General features: G+C 38.1%; 16 protein-coding genes and 1 pseudogene. 16 read left to right on the forward strand and 1 reads right to left on the reverse strand.

Annotated elements, in window-relative coordinates:
* The first annotated feature begins 3 nt into the window (after window positions 1–3).
* The 3 genes and pseudogenes from corA to BG04_RS31820 all read left to right on the forward strand — a co-directional run.
* Window positions 4–969: a magnesium/cobalt transporter CorA gene (corA, locus tag BG04_RS13215; RefSeq protein ID WP_034654740.1), complete on the forward strand. Its 966-nt coding sequence runs from the start codon at window positions 4–6 to the stop codon at window positions 967–969.
* Between the two features lie 154 nt (window positions 970–1123).
* Window positions 1124–2710 carry a DcuS/MalK family sensor histidine kinase gene (gene dcuS / locus BG04_RS13220; protein WP_034655324.1) on the forward strand — a complete coding sequence of 529 codons (1587 nt, stop codon included), beginning with the start codon at window positions 1124–1126 and terminating at the stop codon, window positions 2708–2710.
* Between the two features lie 25 nt (window positions 2711–2735).
* Window positions 2736–2987: pseudogene (locus tag BG04_RS31820) on the forward strand (response regulator); the annotation flags it as partial.
* 289 nt (window positions 2988–3276) lie between these two features.
* Here the strand turns inward: BG04_RS31820 and BG04_RS31825 are convergent.
* Entirely contained in the window at window positions 3277–3426 is a 150-nt protein-coding gene (locus BG04_RS31825; protein WP_350494489.1) for a DUF952 domain-containing protein, read from the reverse strand.
* Window positions 3427–3568: 142 nt separating this feature from the next.
* Here BG04_RS31825 and BG04_RS13230 point away from each other — a divergent pair, with 142 nt between their 5' ends.
* The 13 genes from BG04_RS13230 (at window position 3569) to essA (ending at window position 20121) form a co-directional block, all read left to right on the forward strand.
* Window positions 3569–4228 (forward strand): cobalamin B12-binding domain-containing protein, encoded by a 660-nt coding sequence (locus BG04_RS13230; RefSeq protein ID WP_013055098.1) that lies wholly within the window; start codon window positions 3569–3571, stop codon window positions 4226–4228.
* On the forward strand, window positions 4215–4967 hold the full coding sequence (locus BG04_RS13235; protein ID WP_034654746.1) for an STAS domain-containing protein: 753 nt from the start codon (window positions 4215–4217) through the stop codon (window positions 4965–4967). The genes BG04_RS13230 and BG04_RS13235 overlap by 14 nt, the downstream gene beginning before the upstream one ends.
* An 80-nt stretch (window positions 4968–5047) precedes the next feature.
* Window positions 5048–6355 (forward strand): ATP-binding protein, encoded by a 1308-nt coding sequence (locus tag BG04_RS13240; RefSeq protein WP_013081497.1) that lies wholly within the window; start codon window positions 5048–5050, stop codon window positions 6353–6355.
* Between the two features lie 365 nt (window positions 6356–6720).
* Window positions 6721–7926 carry a DEAD/DEAH box helicase gene (locus BG04_RS13245; RefSeq protein WP_034654749.1) on the forward strand — a complete coding sequence of 402 codons (1206 nt, stop codon included), beginning with the start codon at window positions 6721–6723 and terminating at the stop codon, window positions 7924–7926.
* Between the two features lie 251 nt (window positions 7927–8177).
* Window positions 8178–8495, forward strand: a complete 318-nt coding sequence (locus tag BG04_RS13250; RefSeq protein ID WP_013055102.1) for a hypothetical protein — start codon at window positions 8178–8180, stop codon at window positions 8493–8495.
* 109 nt (window positions 8496–8604) lie between these two features.
* Entirely contained in the window at window positions 8605–9204 is a 600-nt protein-coding gene (locus BG04_RS13255; RefSeq protein ID WP_013081499.1) for a WXG100 family type VII secretion target, read from the forward strand.
* 61 nt (window positions 9205–9265) lie between these two features.
* A complete protein-coding gene (locus BG04_RS13260; RefSeq protein ID WP_013055104.1) occupies window positions 9266–9658 on the forward strand; it encodes an SseB family protein in 393 nt (130 codons plus the stop codon).
* A gap of 372 nt (window positions 9659–10030) precedes the next feature.
* The gene (locus tag BG04_RS13265) at window positions 10031–10324 is read left to right on the forward strand and encodes a WXG100 family type VII secretion target (RefSeq protein ID WP_013055105.1); all 294 of its coding nucleotides are present in this window, start codon (window positions 10031–10033) and stop codon (window positions 10322–10324) included.
* Window positions 10325–10417: 93 nt separating this feature from the next.
* Window positions 10418–10657, forward strand: a complete 240-nt coding sequence (gene yukD / locus BG04_RS13270) for an ESX secretion system protein YukD (protein ID WP_013055106.1) — start codon at window positions 10418–10420, stop codon at window positions 10655–10657.
* Window positions 10658–10671: 14 nt separating this feature from the next.
* Complete coding sequence (essB, locus tag BG04_RS13275) at window positions 10672–11976, forward strand: type VII secretion protein EssB (RefSeq protein ID WP_034654751.1); 1305 nt, start codon at window positions 10672–10674, stop codon at window positions 11974–11976.
* 12 nt (window positions 11977–11988) lie between these two features.
* The gene (essC, locus tag BG04_RS13280; protein ID WP_034654752.1) at window positions 11989–16467 is read left to right on the forward strand and encodes a type VII secretion protein EssC; all 4479 of its coding nucleotides are present in this window, start codon (window positions 11989–11991) and stop codon (window positions 16465–16467) included.
* Window positions 16464–19646: a type VII secretion protein EsaA gene (gene esaA / locus BG04_RS13285; RefSeq protein WP_034654754.1), complete on the forward strand. Its 3183-nt coding sequence runs from the start codon at window positions 16464–16466 to the stop codon at window positions 19644–19646. Before essC ends, esaA begins: the two co-directional genes overlap by 4 nt.
* Window positions 19624–20121 (forward strand): type VII secretion protein EssA, encoded by a 498-nt coding sequence (gene essA / locus BG04_RS13290; RefSeq protein WP_016762830.1) that lies wholly within the window; start codon window positions 19624–19626, stop codon window positions 20119–20121. Before esaA ends, essA begins: the two co-directional genes overlap by 23 nt.
* Window positions 20122–20168 lie beyond the last annotated feature (47 nt).

Raw genomic sequence — 20168 nt, forward strand, 5'->3', positions numbered from 1 at the left:
CTTATGATTAAAATTGTAGCTAAAACCAAAGAAGGAGCTATTAAAGAAATAGAAATGAATGAGATTCGTTCAAGCCATGACTTTCAATGGTATTGGGTTGATTTTTACAATCCCACCGAGGAAGAAAAAAAGCAGCTTGAACAATTTAATTTTCATCCTTTAGCAGTTGAGGACTGTTTAAATCAAGGTCAGCGCGCTAAATTTGAGTTGTATGATGAGCATTATTTTTTAGTCTATTATGCCCTTCATAAAGAAGAGCTTGAGCACTTAGAAGTATCTGCGTTTGTAGGGGATAACTTTTTAGTCACTTACCATATGGATAAGCTAACGAGCGTGGCTAGGGTATGGGAGCTTATCAAAAAAGACCCTGAGGCTACCGAAGATGGAACATGGGATATCATGTATGAACTCTTAGATCATACCGTTGACGAATACTTCCCCGTGCTTTATAAATTTGAAGATCACATAGACGACATTGAAGACAATGCAAAAGACGAACCTATGGATGAATTAATGAGGCAGCTTTATGACATCCGAAGTGATTTGTCACGAATGCGCCGCATTTTAAACCCCATGAGAGATTTAATGTATCGTATTATGTCAACTAATGCGTTAAAAGCAAAAGAGCAGGTTCGCTATTTTAATGACATTTATGACCACTTATTAAATATGATTGAAATTATGCAAGCAAGCAGGGATTTGTCAAATGACATTCGAGAAAGCTTTATGTCCATTAACTCGGATCGTATGAATTCAATCATGTTTACGCTAACGCTTATGTCAGCTATTTTCTTACCGTTGACGTTTATTGCTGGCCTCTATGGCATGAACTTTTCATATATGCCGGAACTGACGGGGAAATATAATTATTTTATTGTACTTGGCATTATGATTGGGCTTGTAGGCCTAATGGTCTTTGCCTTTTATAAAATGGGATGGTTTAAATATCGAAAAGGACCGAAACTATAAAGTAGATTGTTAACCTTCCTGTATAAATGTTAATCAACTCAGTAAAAATGAAATTAAATAAGCGAAGATCTTATCTGACTCTAGATAAGATCTTTTTCTTGTGCTATAAACAAGAAAAGCAGGGAAGCGAGGGAAGAATGTGAAACACGGAAGAATGGGTCTGCGAAGCATCACGGTGCTGCTTGTATGCATGGTGGTGATTCTATCGCTATTGTTAACGGATTTATTAGTTAGCAGTTCAATTGGAAAAAATATTCGGGATCAACAGGCTGAAAAAGCTCGGACTATTGCTGCGATTATTTCAGAATCCACGAACGTGAAAGAAGGACTAGAGACAAAAACACCTCAGTCAATTCAAGAATTCACTAAACGAATTCGTAAAAAATCAAGCGTCTTGTTTATCGTTGTTATGGATATGAATGGAATTCGGCAATCTCACCCAGATCCTAAAAAGATAGGAAAGAGGTTTGCCGGAGGCGATGAGCAAAAATCATTGCACGGGAAATCTTATGTATCTGTATCAAAAGGAACGCTCGATAAATCTCTGCGCGCTTTTGCACCTATTTATAATGAAAAAAATCAACAAATTGGCGCAGTAGCTGTGGGGATTTCTTTGAATAATGTAAATGAAGCAATTAGAGATGGGCATCGTCGAATTGTTTTAGGTTCATTAATTGGTTTACTTGTAGGCATTCTTGGTGCTATTTTATTAGCGAATTACATAAAGAAAATTTTATTTGGCTTGGAACCCTCTGAAATTGCTAAAATTCTAGAAGAGAGAAGTACCATGCTGCAGTCGGTTCGTGAAGGAGTGATAGCTGTTGATAAAGAAGGTAATATTACACTTGCTAATCGTTCTGCACGCCGCTTATTTGTTAAAGCAGGGTTAGCACCAGAGCCAATCGGTTTGTCTATTCAAGAATATATGCCCACCTCCAGGCTGGACGACGTTTTGTCTACGGGGGAATCTCATTACGATGAAGAGCAATTCATAAATGGAGTAGCCATTGTGGTTAACAGGGTTCCGCTAGTAGTAAACGAAGAGATTGTAGGGGCACTCTCTACGTTTCGGGATAAAACAGAAGTTAACATCTTAGCAGAACAGCTAACAGGTGTTAAAATGTATGTGGAAGCGCTTCGAGCACAATCGCATGAATTTATGAATAAACTTCATGTGATTTTAGGAATGGTACAGATGAATTATTATGATGAGCTAAAAACGTATATTCATCAGCTTGTTAATCATCGTGTCGATGAATCTAGTTCAGTGACTAAATCTATTAAAGATCATGCGTTGGCAGGGTTCCTCATGGGCAAAATGAGTTATGCTAGAGAGGAAAGCGTAGAACTGACGTTTTCCGCTGATGAAGTTATTCCAGAACCTTCAGATCCACACGTTACTCATCATCTCATTACCATTATTGGAAATTTAATTGATAATGCAATTGATTCAGTTCGTCATCAAGCCTCTAAAAAAGTGTCCGTTATGCTTGTGTATAAAAACAATAAACTTACAATTCAAGTCACGGATACAGGCTGCGGCATTCCTTCCGATACAATGAATCAGATTTTCAAGAAAGGCTTTTCTACAAAAGGCACGAGCAGAGGGTTTGGGCTGCATTTAGTGAAGCAAACGATTGATGAACTAGGTGGCCAAATCGTCATTGACTCATTTATAAATAGCGGTACCACATTCTATATTGATATTCCGTACGAAACAAGGAGAGATCAAGTTGATTAAAGTATTAATTGTTGAAGATGACCCAATGGTTGCTCAGTTTAATCAAAAGTACATTGAAGAGATAGAGGGGTTTACAGTGGTCGCTGTTGCTCATTCGGGTCATGAAGCCTTGGTGAAGGTAAATGAATATCAAGTTGATTTAGTGCTGCTTGATGTCTTTATGCCTGGACAAAATGGTTTGAAAGTTTTAGAAGAGATTCGAACAAAACAAGAGGAAATAGATGTCATTTTTATCACCGCTGCTTCGGATGCCCAAACGATTCAGCAAGCTCTACGCTACGGAGCGATTGATTATTTGATTAAGCCTTTTACATTTGAACGCTTTTATCAAGCACTTTCGGCTTACAAACAAACATTTCGTACGTTAAAACAGCAACCTCAGCTTAACCAACAGGAATTAGACGGGCTGCTGTCTAATAAAAAAATAAAAGAAGCTCGGGTAGAGCCGTTGCCTAAGGGTTTAACGACAGGAACATTAGAAGTTATCGTAGAAGCCATTGAGCATCTTAAAGATCATCCTTTTTCGACTGATGATGTAGCTGAAAAAACGGGAATTTCAAGAGTGTCTATTCGGAAATATTTAAAATTTCTAACAGATATAGGTCTTCTTGGAGAAAGAATGACTTACGGCACAATAGGACGACCTGTGTATGCGTACTTATACAATGAACAAAACCGTCACTTGCTGCATCACTACCTCGTTGACTTTGAAAAATAAAGAGATTGACCTGTCAGAGACGTCCGGTGCTATCTTGTCAGTGTGAGAATATTTTACTGTAGAGTGCGGGTGAGTTAAGTGGTATGGTTGATAATAACAAAGGAAAAAACAAGTCGTTTGACTGAAAAAGAGGTGGTTTCTTGATTGAAAGCATAGAACGCTTGACTGAATTACTGTTATCAGGGAATCAAGATGAAGCTTGGAATATTGTGTGGAAAAAAAGACAGCAGGGTTTCGATACATTTTATATTTTTCAGCAATTCATTTCAGTGTCAATGGCTCAAATCGGTATGATGTGGGAAGAAGATGAAATTTCAGTGGCTGATGAACATTTAGCTACTACTACCTGTGACTATGTTTTGTCACGCTATCAATTGTGTATAAGACAAGAAGTTATTAAAAATGAAAAAAAAGGTCTGTTTTTGTGTATAGAAAATGAACAGCATTTTTTAGGTTTAAAAATGATTTCCATTCTCTTTGAAGAGCACGGATGGCAGACGAAACTTTTAGGGGCAGATTCTCCGCTTTTACATGCAACACACGCTGTTGAACAGTGGAAACCTGATTTAGTAGGAATCTCGTTCAGTTTAACTCATCATATAGAAAAAGCAAGCGAATATATAGAAGGATTACAAAAGACAAAACATCAGCCGCTTATTTTAGTTGGAGGCCGAGTAGTTTCAAACTATAAGTTTCCTCTTGTTCAAACAAATCAAGTTCGATTTATTGCACAGTTAGAGGAGTTGAAAGAGTTTTTTCATTATCAATCAATTAGGGGGATTAAGGTTGTCGACTATTAAATATTCTCCGCTTCCTGTTTTTATTATGGATGAGGAAATGAATATTCTAGCGCAATCTGATGAAGCAGCCGCTTTATTCGGAGAGGTTCAACATTTTTTAGAAATTGTTGACGAAGATAGTCAGATCAAAGCTAGAAAACGATTAGGGCAGAAGAAAAAAATAAAAACAGAATTAGTCATGCATTCGCGCAAAGCTAAAATGTCTCTTTATACGGTGAATTGCAAATGGGAGCAAGGTAAGGCGCATGTAATATGTGTAGAGGAAGATTCTCAAATTAGAATTCTTTCAGAAAAAATCCAACAACATACAGCGCGTTTATCTGAAACAGACTTAGAACTGCTGCTGCAAAAAGAACGATTAGAAAAAGCAATGAACCGAGTTATAGAACTGTCGGGACCGTTTATTCATTTATCGAACAACATGGTGCTTATACCTCTGTTTGGTGATTTATTTGAGGAAGTCATCATGAAAAATGAACATCGGCTGCTCAGACAAATAGATGAAGAAACGGTTGATCGAGTTATCATTGACTTTAATGGAATAGGTCAAATTGATGAACGAGGTGTTGCAGCCCTAGAACATTTAATATGGGAATTTCAGCTAATGGGTGTACAGATTTATTTAACAGGTGTGACACCCGATCATAGTCAATGGCTTCACCAGTATCATTTTCAAGCAAATGTAAAATCTATTAGTAACTTAGGTCAGGCCATTCATCAATTTTTTACAACGGCATGAAATGGCTACAAAAAGTGAACACTTCATATAAAGACAATAAGACAGGGGATCAATATTGATAAACAGGTGATTAAAATTTGGTGAAACACGCGCGTAAAGTAGCTTTAAGAATTTCAATTATATATATCATTATTGGCGCTGTATGGATCTTGATATCTGATAATATATCTAGAACATTAGCGCAAGGTCGTTTTGAAGTATATATTTTTTTTCAACAATACAAAGGTTGGCTTTTTATTTTAGCTACGGGGATTATTTTGTATGGGTTGGTATATAGGAGAGCTTATAAACTAGTGGAGTCCCAGCAAGAGCTCGTAGTAAAAGAACACGAACTTCAAACGAGCAATCAGCACTATCAATCTTTGTTTAAACATAATCCCGATGGCGTTTTTGAAATCAGTAAAACGGGTGAAGTTCTTCTTGCTAATCCAGAAGGTGAAGCAATCGTTGGATACTCCAGTGAAGAATTGCAAAAGATGAAACCTTCAGCTCTTATCGCAGCTGAAGAGTTTGATATGTGTAAAGAGTATTTTAAAGAAGTGCTGAATGGAAAAGGTGCTAAGTTCGAAATGAATGTGATCAATAGAAAGCGAGAAAGACGGTTGCTTAGGTGTTCTTTGCTTCCCATCATCGTTCATAAGCAGGTAGTAGGTGTATTTATGATTGCACGCGATATTACTACATACCGTCAAGATGAAGAGCTTATGATAACCTCGGAAAAAATGTCCGTTATTGGACAAATGGCAGGTGCCGTCGCACATGAAATTAGAAACCCGCTTACTTCTTTAAAAGGCTTTGTACAGGTTATGCAAGCCTCTAAGGAAACAAATGACACATATTTAGATATTATGATGTCTGAAATCGACCGCATCAACTTAATCTCGAGTGAAATGCTCATTCTTGGAAAAAAGCAGCATGTATCTTTTGAAAAGACCAATTTATGCGAAATTTTAAAACAAGTTGTTACGCTAATGGAAGCGCAGGCAAATTTAAATAATGTTTCTATTTTATTGAAAGAAACAGCCAAAAGGCCTATTTATGTTTCTGCTGATTCAAATCAGTTGAAACAAGTTTTCATCAATGTGATTAAAAACGGTGTAGAAGCTATTATGGAGAAAGGTCATATTACAATAACAGTTGAAGAAAAAGATACACGAGCATTGATTCACTTTGAAGACAATGGAATCGGAATGAGTCAAGAGAGGATTGAACAAGTAGGAACGCCGTTTTATTCTACAAAAGAAGCTGGCACTGGCTTAGGGCTGGCCGTGTGTTACAAAATCATGGAGCGTCATCAAGGTACCATGCATTTTAAAAGCGGTAAAGGAAAAGGGACAACGGTTATTATTGATATGCCAATTATAGAACGAAACAGCCGCCTCTCGTAGCTCAGAGAGGCGGCTGTTTTCTTGAAAAAGAGGAAGTAAGCAGCTGAACCCTTTGCGTCTAGATCCATATAGGACATAAAACCTCCTTCTTATACAAGTTTTCGTCCATAATAAAGAGGATCATATTGTTTTCTATAGAAGCAATAGTGTATCATAGTTGAAGCTATGTTTATTGATGTAGAAAAGTTAAGGTAACAACCGATTTTTCTACTGACGCATTGACAGGGTCCCTTGGGATAAGAAAGGTTTATTTATAAATAGAAATTAAGGTCAGTATTAACGCACATGGCCACTGATACATTTGTTTAATTGAAATGAAAAAAATCGTTTATAATATCGAGAAAAGCATGGAAAAGGAGATAGATATGAGTCAGTTTATAGAGACTTTACAGCCTTTTTTACAAGAGGCGTGGAAAAAAGCAGGGTTCAATGAGCCTACTGTTATTCAAACGAAAGCTATTTCAGAGATTTTAGCTAATAAAGATGTAATAGGAGAATCCCCAACGGGAACAGGAAAGACGCTGGCATATTTGTTGCCTGTCTTACATCGCATTCAGCCGGGACCATCTCATATTCAAGCTGTTATTTTAGCATCTTCCCATGAATTGGTTATGCAAATTCACGGTGAAATTCAAACTTGGTCGCAGGGAAGCGGTATTTCAAGCGCTGCGTTTATTGGCGGAGCAAATATGAAACGGCAATTAGAAAAACTCAAAAAACGTCCCAATATCATTGTTGGTACCCCAGGACGTTTGAACGAGCTAATTAAAATGAAGAAATTAAAAATGCACGAAGTCAAAACAATTGTGATTGATGAAGCGGATCAATTGTTTGTACCTGAGCATGTTCAAACGGTTCAACAGATTGTAAAAATGGCGTTAAGTGATCGTCAAATCCTAGTCTTCTCAGCTACTGTATCAGAACGTACCAAATCGCTAGCGAAAGATATGATGAACCACCCTCTTGAAATAGAGGTAGGAAGAGATGAACTTCCGGCTTCAAAGGTAGAGCATGTATACATCAAAAGTGAAGCTAGAGATAAAGTGGACGTGCTTAGAAAACTAGTTCGTCAAGAACAAATGAAAGCTTTAGCCTTTTTTAAAGGAATTGATACTCTAATCGAGTTTGAAGAAAAATTAACATTTAAGCGTGTAGAAGCAGGGTCTTTACACAGTGAAACGAAAAAAGAAGATCGTGCTACGACGATTAAAGGGTTTCGAAAAGGAGATTTCCCTGTCCTATTAGCAACGGATGTCGCAGCTAGAGGATTAGACATTAAGGGGTTGACGCATGTAATTCACATCGATGTTCCTCAAGATGCAGATCAATACGTCCATCGCTCAGGTAGAACAGGCAGATCGGGAGCAGAAGGTACAGTCATTTCTCTTGTGACTGAACGTGAAGAGCGAAATTTAAAACAAATCGCACGTGAACTTCAACTTTCATTAGTGAAAAAAGAGCTTTATATGGGTGAAATCGTGGATGAAGGAACAAAAGAGCAGTCCCGTACAGCTAAAAAACCTTCAAAAAAGCCATTTAACAAGAAAAAGAAACAAAAAGGTCGAATGTAAACTAGGTATTCTTCCTTTTATAACAGCAGTGTCACAACCTAAAAAGCAACGTCTACTGCTTTATTACAGCAGCCTGGCGTTGTTTATTTTCTCTATTTTACCTGTATAAATAAGTAAAAAAAGAGAAATGTAGATATTTTTTCCTAGGTATGAAAATAGTTTGAATGATGGATTTTGTTTTTTGTAACCTTATTTTAACATTACTTTAAGAGACTTCTAATAAAAGAGGAAGAAGGACGTGGGGACATTTTATGGATGCAATTGATGATCTCTTTGACGACATAGAGCGAAGAAGAAAAAGTAAAGAATATAGTCGAGATGCAGATCAATTAGAATCATATTTACATGAAGTTCAACGTATCATGGAATTTCTTGAAGAGGGTATCTATCTGTTTCAAAATTCGCACCAACAATATGCGTCAGATTGGTCAGGGCGTTCTAAGAGCTCATATGAGGATATTTATAATGATATTACGCAATCTACTTTTCATCTGTACGACGTAAGGGATGAATTGTTTCAAACTTTACGCTTAGAAATTTCACGATTAAGAGAGTTAGCATCGGCGTAATAAATAACATTATCGACTCACTCCTTTAGAAAGTGAGTCTTTCCGTATAGGCTTAAAAAATGTTTGGATGATGACTGAAGGCTTACAAGAGATAGGGGGACGGACATACATGGAGATAAAAGTAAATCCAGAGGTGCTGCGGACATTTGCAGAGCGAATTCAGCACTCTCATTCACAGACGGCTGATGCACTTCAAAAACTAAGCTGGGAAGCTACAAATCTACATTTCTTGTCTGTTGCAGATATTGATAAAGTGCTGGACTTGCAGGAAGAGTTACAGCATATGATTCGCAAACTTGATTCGCTAACGGAAAACGCACATTTATTAGTAAAAGACACTGCAGAACAAATGAGAAAAGCAGATGGAGAGCTAGAAGGCTCTTCAGGCTGGACGGAGTTTTGGTCGAGCGTGTGGAGCAATGGGGGCACACATTCACAAGATACGTGGAATGACATAAAGAACTTAAAAGAATGGAATACGTATGACAATATGCATAGAACGATTGAAAAACCTTTAGGTACTCTTAATGTTATGTGGAATTCGCTTTCTATGTCTTGGGAAGAAAAAGTAGTGAATGGTTCTACATGCAGTCGAACCGAATTTTTTACTTATGGCGTTATTCAAATGGGGTTGGGCATTTTAAGTCAGGAAATGAATCCTTCAAACATTATGTTTAGTGACAGCACAGAGGAAGTGAAGAGAGAATGAATGAAGTATATGATGGCGCTGGAAGTGAAATGGTACAGTTCCTTACAGGGTTGTCTCGGCAATGAAATATACATTTAACTTATTAGAAAAATCATTAATTGAAGCAATGAAAGATAATAAGAAGATTGCTCAATTTTATAAGACTTTAATGAATAGCAATTTATGGCTAGTTGTTAGTTCAGAGCATGGAGCATCAGATATATTAATTGCAGAGCACTACGTTCAGACGATGAAAAGCGCAGCGTACCGATATTTACCTGTTTTTTCGTCAAAATATCCGATTGAACAGATGCTGAAAGATGAAAAGACCGTATGCGTATCATTTAAGGATATGCTGCCTGTATTAAATGAAGAAATAGCGATATTACTTAACCCTGACACGCCTCTCTCAAAATTATTCATCCCCGAAGAAATAAGGATGTTAAAAGAAGATCAAAATTATTTTAAGCAGTAGCCAAAAAATAAAAAGCGCATGTGCTTTTCCCAAGCATGTCTGAATCTTAAATAAATAGAAGATATATAAAGGGGCAGGGCCTTAAATAGGCTGCTGCTTTTTTATTACTAGTAAATAGTTCTATAGATAATGAACAAAAATGTAATTTAATAGACTTATAGTTTTTATTTTCCTTTAAATAGGTACCTATAGATCATATGGAAAAGATTTAAATGAGAATAAAATCTTGGTTGTTTAGGTTTTATTTGCATTTTTTAGGGGTATTTGTAGATACATATTCTCATTTTTGGAGGCTTTTGCAAGTAACCTTTGACCTTATCATTAGAGTTTCTTACAATAATAGTAAATATATAAACCGAAGGAGAGATATGTATGTCAGGAATTATTCGCGTAACACCAGCAGAGCTTCGCGACATGGCAGGTCGTTATACTAACGAAAGCGGTCAAGTTCAAGAATTAGTAAGTCGTCTTGATACAATGAAAAATCAACTTCAAGACATGTGGGAAGGTGCTTCAAGCGAAGCGTTTGCTGCTCAATACGAAGAATTAAAGCCTTCTTTCGTTGAAATGTCTAACCTACTTACAAAGATTGCTAAGCAATTAGATGACTCTGCAAACGTTCTTGAAGATACAGATAACCAAATCGCTAGCCAAATCCGCGGTTAACTTCATCTAATAATCTAAGTGAAGTAATAAAAGGAGCGCCCTATTCTCAAAAGATGAAGGCGCTTTTTCTATGTTTTGAGGTGATGAAACCCTATGTATATAGAAGTAACAGTAGACTTAAAGCACTATACAGGTGATCGGTTCGATTTGCGACTATCAAACTATCATTCACTCAAAAAAGTAGTCGAGATCGTTTGGCAAGCTAAAAAGATTACTCAATCACCAAAGGACGGTGCGTGGATACGTGTTTCAAATAAAAATCTTATTTTCTCGGGAAATGAGACGATGATTAACTGCGGAATTACCACAGGTGATTGTATCGAAATTCTCTAAAGGAGTCTATTAGAATGTCAGAGAAGAAACCGACTTACTTAGAAGAACAGCTCGAAGCTGTAATGACACGTCATAATAATGAATATACATTTGTTTTTCAAAAAGAAAAAATTCGACTTAATCGTTCTGTTGAAATTGAAATGTTAAAGGATGTAAACACGGCTTTTCAAAAAGAAATCATGATGAGCGATAATGAACTTAAAATAACAATTAAGCCTACCTCTGAATTTCAACCTTTTACAGCATTAAGAGGAAAAGAAGAACAGCAAAAGTGGCTGTTTGCAGATCAGCTTATCAAACAGGTAAAGCAGCATTCTTTTTCAAGGCTGCATTTGTTGATTTGTCCAGAAAATATCATTTTTGATAAAAGTTTAAGTCCGGCTTTTTTACATTATGGAGTCAAAGAAAGTTTACCTCCTTATGAGTCTAACGGGGAACAAAGTTTTCAAGAGTTAAAGGCTACGATAGCAGCGGCCGTTGACTCATCGCATACATTTGAACAGTATTTTAAGTTATATGAGACCTTGCAATTAAAAGAAGACGCTAAAAAAATAATGCATATCAGCAATGAGGAAGAGTTGAGTCAATTTGTTCAGCATAAGCTAACTCAAATTGAAAAGCATCAAAAGACACTGGTTCAACTTCCTCAAAAACGCTGGACCATTTTTAAGTTTTCATCTGTAGGTATACTTGTCTTATTAATTCCAGCTCTTATTTATACTTTTTACTCTTACTTTTTTGCTCAGCCGAAACAAGAAGCATTTGTAGAAAGCAACGAATACTTTCTTGAAAAAAACTACAGCAAAGTAGTCGACACACTTGAAGATTACGACATTGAAAGCATGCCTAAAATTGTGCAATACGAAATAGCAACTTCCTATCTTGTTAATGAAAAGTTAGGGGAGGAGCAAAAAGCAAATGCTTTAAAGACTATTACGCTTCAGTCAGATCCTCAGTATTTTGCCTATTGGTTTTACATTGGCCGAGGAGACAACAAAAAAGCGCTAGAAGTCAGCAGGTTGTTAGAAGAACGTTCGTTAATTATCTATGCACTAATGAAATACGAAGGTCAGCTAAAGACAGACAACGATTTAGCGGCTGATAAAAAGCAAGAGGAGCTTGATAAAGTAGCGAACGAACTTGAAGAATTTAAGAAAGAAAATGATCAGCAAGAAGCTGAAGCAGCCAAGCAGCAAGAAGAGAAACAAGCTGAGGAGGCACAGGCGGCCAAACAGCAGGAAGAAGAACAGAAAGCTGCAGAAGCCGAGAAAAAGAAACAAGAAGAGCAGAAAAAACAGCAGGAAGATCAATCGAAGTAGGGAGGTAGTTGTATGAATATGCTTTGGGTAGTTAGTGGGCAAACGTATCAGCAGCTGCCTGTAGATTTTAAAACCTTTCGCCAAGCAACGGTAGGAAACACTCAGCATCAAACTTTTACGTTTTCCTATCCGTTTGAGAAAGGACAAATGACTCTGTCATCTGAAAAGAACGGCCGGCTCTTGATTTCCTACGGAGAAAAAAGGATAGCAGAGCTATCTGTTTCTGAGTCGTTTGTATGGCGAGAACAAGGACATGCTTTAACCTTTGTCCTTACAGACACGGCTGTTAAAGAAGCTGTCTATTATATTGATTACGGATCAGAAGTCTCGTTTTCCACAAGTGATGAAACAGCTGATGTGTATCAGCAGAAAGAAAAGTGTGTAGTAGAGCCAAAAGAAGGATTTTACCTATCAAAGATAAACGGGAAGTGGAAGGTCTTTTATAACCAAGAACCGCTTTATCTTAACGGACACCGACTAGAAGAGAATACGAACCTTCAGCCCGGAGATCTTATTTTATGGTCTTCTATGACGATTCAATTGATCGAAAAAGATTTGCTGAAGATTCAAAGCTGCTATGATTATGCATCTAAGCTTCCAACTACGGCACAGCCTATTTCTGAAATGAAAAAGAAGTACCCCGTTTATAGACGGACACCGCGCATGATATATGATTTGCCTAATGATAAGGTGAGCTTGTCCTTTCCGTCTCAAGACAATGATGAAAATAACCGAAGCTTGTGGCTTACCATTTTACCGCCATTAGTCATGCTTTTAGTCATGGGTACGGTCTCGATTATTCAGCCTAGGGGAATTTTTATTATTATATCTGTCATGATGTTTACGACCACGCTGATTGTATCTACCGTTCAATACTTCAAAGATAAAAAACAGCGCAAGAAGCGGCAGGAGCGTCGTCGTCGAATTTATACCAAGTATTTAGAGAATAAGCGCGAGGAATTACAAGAACTAGTATCAGTTCAACGAGATGTATTATCTTATCATTTTCCGACGTTTGAACGAATGAAATATTTAACAGAACAGATTTCTGATCGAATTTGGGAACGAACTGTAGAAAGCAGTGATTTTTTACAGGTGCGCCTTGGAACAGGAACAGTTCCGGGAAGCTACCAAATTTCTTTGAATAGCGGAGATATGGCTAATCGAGAAATTGATGATTTGCTTGAGCAGTCTCAGCACATGGAAAAGGTCTATCGAGAAGTGAAAAATGCCCCTGTTACCGCTCATTTAGGTTTAGGCTCTATCGGTCTGGTAGGAAAGATGAAAACGGTGAAGAATGAACTGCATCAGCTTGTAGGACAGCTGGCATTTTCCCACAGTTATCATGACGTAAGATTCGTATTCATTTTTGATGAAGAAGAATATAAAGAGTGGGAATGGATGAAATGGCTTCCTCATTTTCAGCTTCCGCATTCTTTTGCGAAAGGTTTCATCTATAATGAACAAACGAGAGATCAGCTTTTATCTTCTATTTATGAAATGCTGAGAGAACGCGATTTAGATGAAGCAAAAGGAGAAGGGGTTTTCTTGCCTCACTTTGTTTTTATTATTACGAATCAGCAGTTAATTGCAGATCACGTTATCTTAGAGTATTTAGAAGGATATCACCCTCACCTTGGGTTTTCTGCGATATTTGCGGCAGAGACAAAGGAAAGCTTAACGGAGCATGTTCATACACTCGTCCGTTATATTAACGAATCCGAGGGGGATATATTAATTCAAAAGCAAAAAGCTGTGAATATTCCATTTCAGCTTGATAAACACACGCTTGATTATAATGAAAGATTTGCAAGGATGCTGCGGACATTGGATCACCAAGTTGGTATGACCAACTCAATTCCAAATAGCGTTTCATTCTTAGAATTATTTAAAGCAAGAGAAATTGGTGAGTTGGATATCGTGCAAAGGTGGCAAAGCAATGAATCAGCTAAGTCGCTAGCAGTTCCCATTGGTTTAAAAGGAAAAGAAGATATTGTTGAACTAAATCTTCATGAAAAAGCTCACGGCCCTCATGGATTACTTGCAGGTACGACGGGGTCAGGGAAAAGTGAATTCTTACAAACGTACATTCTTTCTCTAGCGGTGAATTTCCACCCCCATGAAGTCGCGTTTTTATTGATTGACTATAAGGGCGGAGGAATGGCTCAGCCGTTTAAAAATATGCCTCATCTGCTTGGAACTATTACAAACATTGAAGGAAGTAAGAATTTTAGTACAAGAGCCCTAGCTTCTATTAAAAGTGAATTAAAGCGACGCCAGCGCTTGTTTGATAGATATGAAGTCAATCACATTAATGATTATACAGATTTATATAAGCAAGGTATGGCAGAAGAACCTCTGCCTCATTTATTCTTAATCTCGGATGAATTTGCCGAGTTAAAAAGTGAAGAACCAGAGTTCATTCGGGAATTAGTCAGCGCGGCGCGCATTGGACGTAGTCTGGGCGTTCATTTAATTTTAGCGACGCAAAAGCCAGGCGGTGTTATTGACGATCAAATTTGGAGTAATGCGCGCTTTAAAGTAGCTTTAAAAGTCCAAGATGCCGCTGACAGTAAAGAAATCTTAAAAAATGCGGACGCTGCTTCTATTACGGTGACGGGTCGAGGCTATCTGCAGGTTGGAAATAATGAAGTGTATGAACTGTTTCAGTCAGCTTGGAGCGGCGCGCCGTACATGGAAGATACGTATGGGGCGGAAGATGAAGTCGCCATTGTCACAGATCTCGGGTTGATTCCTTTATCTGATGTATCTACTCAGCAGACTTCATCTAAACAAGCGGAAGCAGAAATTGATGTTGTGGTGCAAAAAATTGAAAAAACGCAGCAGGAACTAGCTATCAAAAAATTAAATAGTCCATGGCTGCCGCCTCTTAAAGAGAGATTGCTTCGCAGTGAGTACACAGAGAAGCGAGACGGCGTATTCCCAATTGGCTTGATTGATGAACCGGAAAAGCAAAGTCAAACGGTATACAACTATCAGCTGATGGACGATGGAAACATTGGTATATTTGGTTCGTCAGGATACGGTAAATCGTTTACAGTCATGATGTTGCTTCTTAATCTAGCTGAAAGAAAGAGCCCGGAGCAGCTTCATTATTACATTTTTGACTTTGGAAACGGCACGCTGCTGCCGCTTCGTCAGCTGCCTCATACGGCGGATTATTTCTTAATGGATCAAATGCGTAAAATTGAAAAATTCATGACGATTATCAAACAAGAAATCGCAAGGCGAAAGCAGTTATTTCAACAGCGGGAAGTTAGCAATATCAAAATGTATAATGCTCTAAGTTCAGAAGAGCTTCCTCTAATTTTTATCACGATTGATAATTTTGATCTTGTCAAAGAAGAAATGCAAGATCTAGAAATGCAGTTCACACAGCTCGTGCGTGACGGTCAGTCTTTAGGAATTTATATGATCTTTACCGCGACGCGCGTGAATTCTATTCGTCAGTCGCTTATGAATAACTTGAAAACGAAAGTTGTTCATTATTTAATGGATCATTCAGAAGCGTATTCTATTTTAGGACGTACGCCGTATGCGCTAGAGTCTATTCCAGGCCGGGCTATTATTAAAACGGATCAACCTTATTTTGCGCAGCTGTTTTTACCTGCGGAAGGAAAAGATGATTTTGAAATCTTTGATGCAGTTAAGCTGCATATTCAACGATTAAAGAATCAATATGCTGATGCTATTGTTCCGGAGCCTGTACCAATGCTGTCATCGAAACTTGTACTTGTCGAGTTTATGACGGACAGAAGGGTTATTAGGGAAAAAGGAGTCATTCCTCTTGGATTAGATGAAGAGTTTGTTCGACCGGTGCATATGAACTTTACGAAAAATAAGCATTGCATCGTCATGGGGCAGACGCAAAAAGGAAAGACAAATGTAGTGAAGGTCATACTGCAAACAGCGCTTGAACAAGGCGTGAAGCAAATCGGACTATTTGATTCGGTTGACCGCGGTTTATCAAGCTATGCAGCTGAAGAGCAAGTTGTGTACATGGAAACAAAAGAACAGATTATCGACTGGCTTGATTTAACTGAAGAACGATTGCAGCGACGTGAAATTAAGTATTTGGAAGCAGTGCAGGAAGGAACGGTACACAGTCTTTCATTTGCCCCGATCATGCTTGTAGTAGACGGATTTGTACGATTCCAGCAAAACTTAGATAGCGTCCTGCAGGATCGTATTACAAAATTGATGAAAAATTATAGTCACCTGGGCTTTAACTTGATTGTTGCAGGGAACAACAATGAGTTTTCAAAAGGATTTGACGCGTTAACAACAGAAGTGAAGCAAATTAGCCAAGCTGTGTTGCTGATGAAGAAAACAGAGCAAAGCTTATTTACACTTCCTTATGACCGAAAAGAAGCCGACATTAACCCTGGCTTCGGTTATTATATTAAAAGTGGAAAAGAAACAAGAATTCAAATCCCGCTATGTGTAAGTGAAAGGAAGATCTTAACATGACCGAACAGCGTAAGTATACACTTAAAGTCATATTAGCTGTTGTTTTAATTTTGGCTCTTCCTTCTTTCTTTTTCCAGTATATTGGAGACAACCCGCTGCAAGTCACAGAAAACTCAACAAGAACGATTGCGGTGGTTAACGAAGATAATGGAGTAAAAGAAAATAGTGAAAAAGCGATAGAGTTTGGAGAAAAAGTGACTCCTCTTTTACAGGAGGGGTCGGATTATCAATGGACCGTGCTTGGACGAAGCGCAGCTACAAGCGGTTTACAGAATGGAAAATATGATGCGGTTATCTATATTCCCTCGACCTTCTCACAAAATATTTTATCGTATCAGGAAAAAAAGCCAGAAAAAGCTACTTTGGAATACAAAGTTCAAAGTCAGCTTAACGCAGTTAATAAGGAAAAAGTAGTAGGGGAATTAGAAGATGCTACTACAAAGGTTAATAATGAAATGTCCTCTTTGTACTGGAGTTATGTATCACAGGAAGTGGATAAGGTACGCGGACAGTTCGATAAAATTCTAAATAAAGAAATAGCCTTTCAAAAAACAATGGTCGCTTTTTATAAACCGAATTCAAAAGATTTAGCAGGTGAATTAAATGATCAAAAGAAAATTCTTCAGCAAATCCAAGATAATGTAAATAAAGCGGAAAAAGGTTCGAGTGACAGACAAGGCGACGTAGAACAGGTTGAAAAGAATTTAAACAGCTTTATTGAATATGTAAATCAATATCAAACATATCAAGAAACACAGAAACAAATGCTTGAAAAAACGCAGGCTCAAAGCGTCACTGCGATTCAAGAAGGGCTGTCTTCCCTTGAATCTAATCAGCCAAGCTCTAAGCAAAGTTTTAATGAGCAGGCCAATCAAGTGTTTAGTGGCTTATCTTCCATTCAACAGCAGTTGGATCAAAATCAAAAAGCCGTCGGAGAACTTGGAGACCAACAAGCGGATAACGTCAGTGAACAAGAAAAAGCTCTGCAAGATTTGAACGGCCAAATAGTCAGTTCATATAAACAGCAGTCTGAGCAAACAACCCTAAATCAAATTGAAAGTAAGCTAAAGCCGCTTCGTGCGCAGCTAGAGGCAGCTTCATCAAATGAGGGTGGCGGAGGCTCAACGGATCCAGGAGAAGACGGCGAAGCTCAGCCAGATCCGAATCAAGGTGGAGAGACGCCAACGGACCCTGGGGAAGGTGACGGAACTCAGCCAGATCCGAATCAAGGTGGAGAGACGCCAACGGATCCTGGAGAAGATGATGGAACTCAGCCAGATTCCGGTCAAGGTGAAGGAACGTCGGAACCAATTAAAGTGGATTTATCTCAGCAAACAGCAAAGCTTGATGATATATCAAAAGGGCTTGAAGACTTAGAACAGCAGCTCCAAGGAATGGTGAACGAAACACCTGAAGCGCCTGAAGTACCTGAGACATCTGAGGGAACGGAAACGCCTGAAACGCCTGAAACACCGGACACATCCGATGCATCAGGTACATCCAATGCTGTGAAAAGTGCGCTTGAAAAAGTGGCTAATCTGAAAACACAGGTACAAGCAGTCAAAGATGAACTGCAAAATGTAACAGTTCAGCCGGAAGCTTCAGGAGAAAATACGGATGAGCTGAAGCAGAAAATTGCCAGTTTGGAAGCAGACGTTAAGTCTTTGACAGCACAGAAAAACAAAGCAGAGAAAGACTTAGAAGAAGCGACCAAGTCGTCGAGCAGTCAAATTGCTAAGCTTCAAGAAGAAAATGAACGATTAAAAAAAGAGAATGAAAAGTTGAAAGAAGACGGCAAAAAGCCTTCTAAAGGTAGTGTGAATGTAGACAATCTCATTACGATGATTACAAACAAAGAAGATAAAATTTTATCTTCTCCAAACCTTTCAGCTTCTCGCAAGGAAAAGTTGAGCAATACATTCTCAGGTAAGATTCAAAGCAGCAGTGCAGAAGATCTGCTAAAGTACTACGGTGATTTATCGCAGTATGATTTGACTTTAGCTCAGGTAGGAAATACAGACATACAGAACAGCGTCCTTAACAATGACTCTATTAAAGGAAGTTTGCAGCAGGCGTTAGCTGGCACCGTCTCTTCTCAAGATGCACGTAAGCAAATCCAACAAAACCTGTCTCTAACAAAAGAAGAGTTAGCACAGTTCCAAAGTTCAGTGCAAGATTTTGCTGATCAATATGGACAAACAGTTGATGCTGAACAAGCATCTATTATGGAAGAGCTATCAGCTATTCAAGAAAAAGCAAATGCAATGAATCAAGAGCTTCAATCTAGCGCAGGTGAAGATCAAGCATTAGAAAAGAAAGAAGCTCCGGACGTAACGGGCTTAATGACGTTGCAGCAAAGTATGGGTCAAGAGTTGAAGGGAATGAACGAACTCATTTCATCTTTAGGTGAAAGACAAGCAAATGTTGTCACATACACAGATGAATTGCAGAAGCGTGTAAATGAAGTCCAGGATAAAGCTGACACGCTTAACAGCAAGTGGGCCCAAAACGTGGATTCAACGAAGTTGGTTCGCGGCCAGGTATACCGTTTGTTAAATAATACATTAATAGATGGACAGAATAATGATTACGTTTATCATTATTTAGCTAATCCTCTTCAAGTAAGCGGTGAAGTGCCGGCTGAAAAAGTAAAAGAGGTTCCACCAGTTGTCATTTTGGTTATTATCTTAATCAGCAGCTTACTAATTGGCTATTTCAGTCAATACTACCGACATGCACCTATGCTTGTGAAAGGTACGCTGTTTGGGTTATTGAATTTGATTGTAGGGTTAATGGTAAGTATCTTTAGCCTTAATATTTATTCGTTATCGGGAGACCGGGCAATGGAATGGTCAATCTTTACGATCGTCTTATTGCTTGCTACATCTACACTCGTACGTATTGCTTTCTTATTAGGAAGCTTCGCTGGATGGGTGACGACAGTAGGGTTGATTTTATTTTATATTACCCCGCTTCTTAACTTATCTATGCCAAACTTTAATTACGAAGATCCAGTATCTAAAGTATATATGTCAATTCAATATGATACGCAGTCTCTGTTTGGACAGGCGCTTATTGTATTACTGGGAATGACTGCCGTTTTAAGTGTTCTGCCATCTATTATTCGTGCTTTAAAGACGACTAAAGAGGTTGAAAATGATGAAACCTATAGTGCTTAATAAGAAGATTGGAAGTATTGTTCTTATTTTTTCACTTCTTTATTTCCCTATAGCAGCAGCGGCTGAAGCTGATGACGGAAACGTTGAAGAGATTAAACCAAATGTATATAAGGATGATCCGATTAACTTGGACCCCGAATCTTTGCTAGAAAATAAAAAAGAAGTAGGAAATATTCCGGAGGAAATAAAGGATCTTACATTTGAAAAAGAGGAAGATGTAGAGAAAGAGAGCTTAAAAGAAAGTCTTTTTGCGAACGCATCAGCTGAAGATAATACGATTTCTGCGAAAGCAAAAGAATATAACTTGTTTTCTTCTAAAAACACTTCCTACAAGAAAGATCGAACAGAACAAACTGCTTCTGAAAAGTCATCAGACCTACAATGGTTTTATTTATTATTGATTGGTGTGGGGGTTGTTGTATTATTTGCGGTTTTAATACCGCGCATTAGCCCTCAGCCTTCTGTGAAAAAATGAAAAAACCTCGCTGTTAATCAACAGCGAGGTTTTTGCGTATAGACGCA

This window comes from Priestia megaterium NBRC 15308 = ATCC 14581, assembly GCF_000832985.1.
Lineage (GTDB): Bacteria > Bacillota > Bacilli > Bacillales > Bacillaceae_H > Priestia > Priestia megaterium.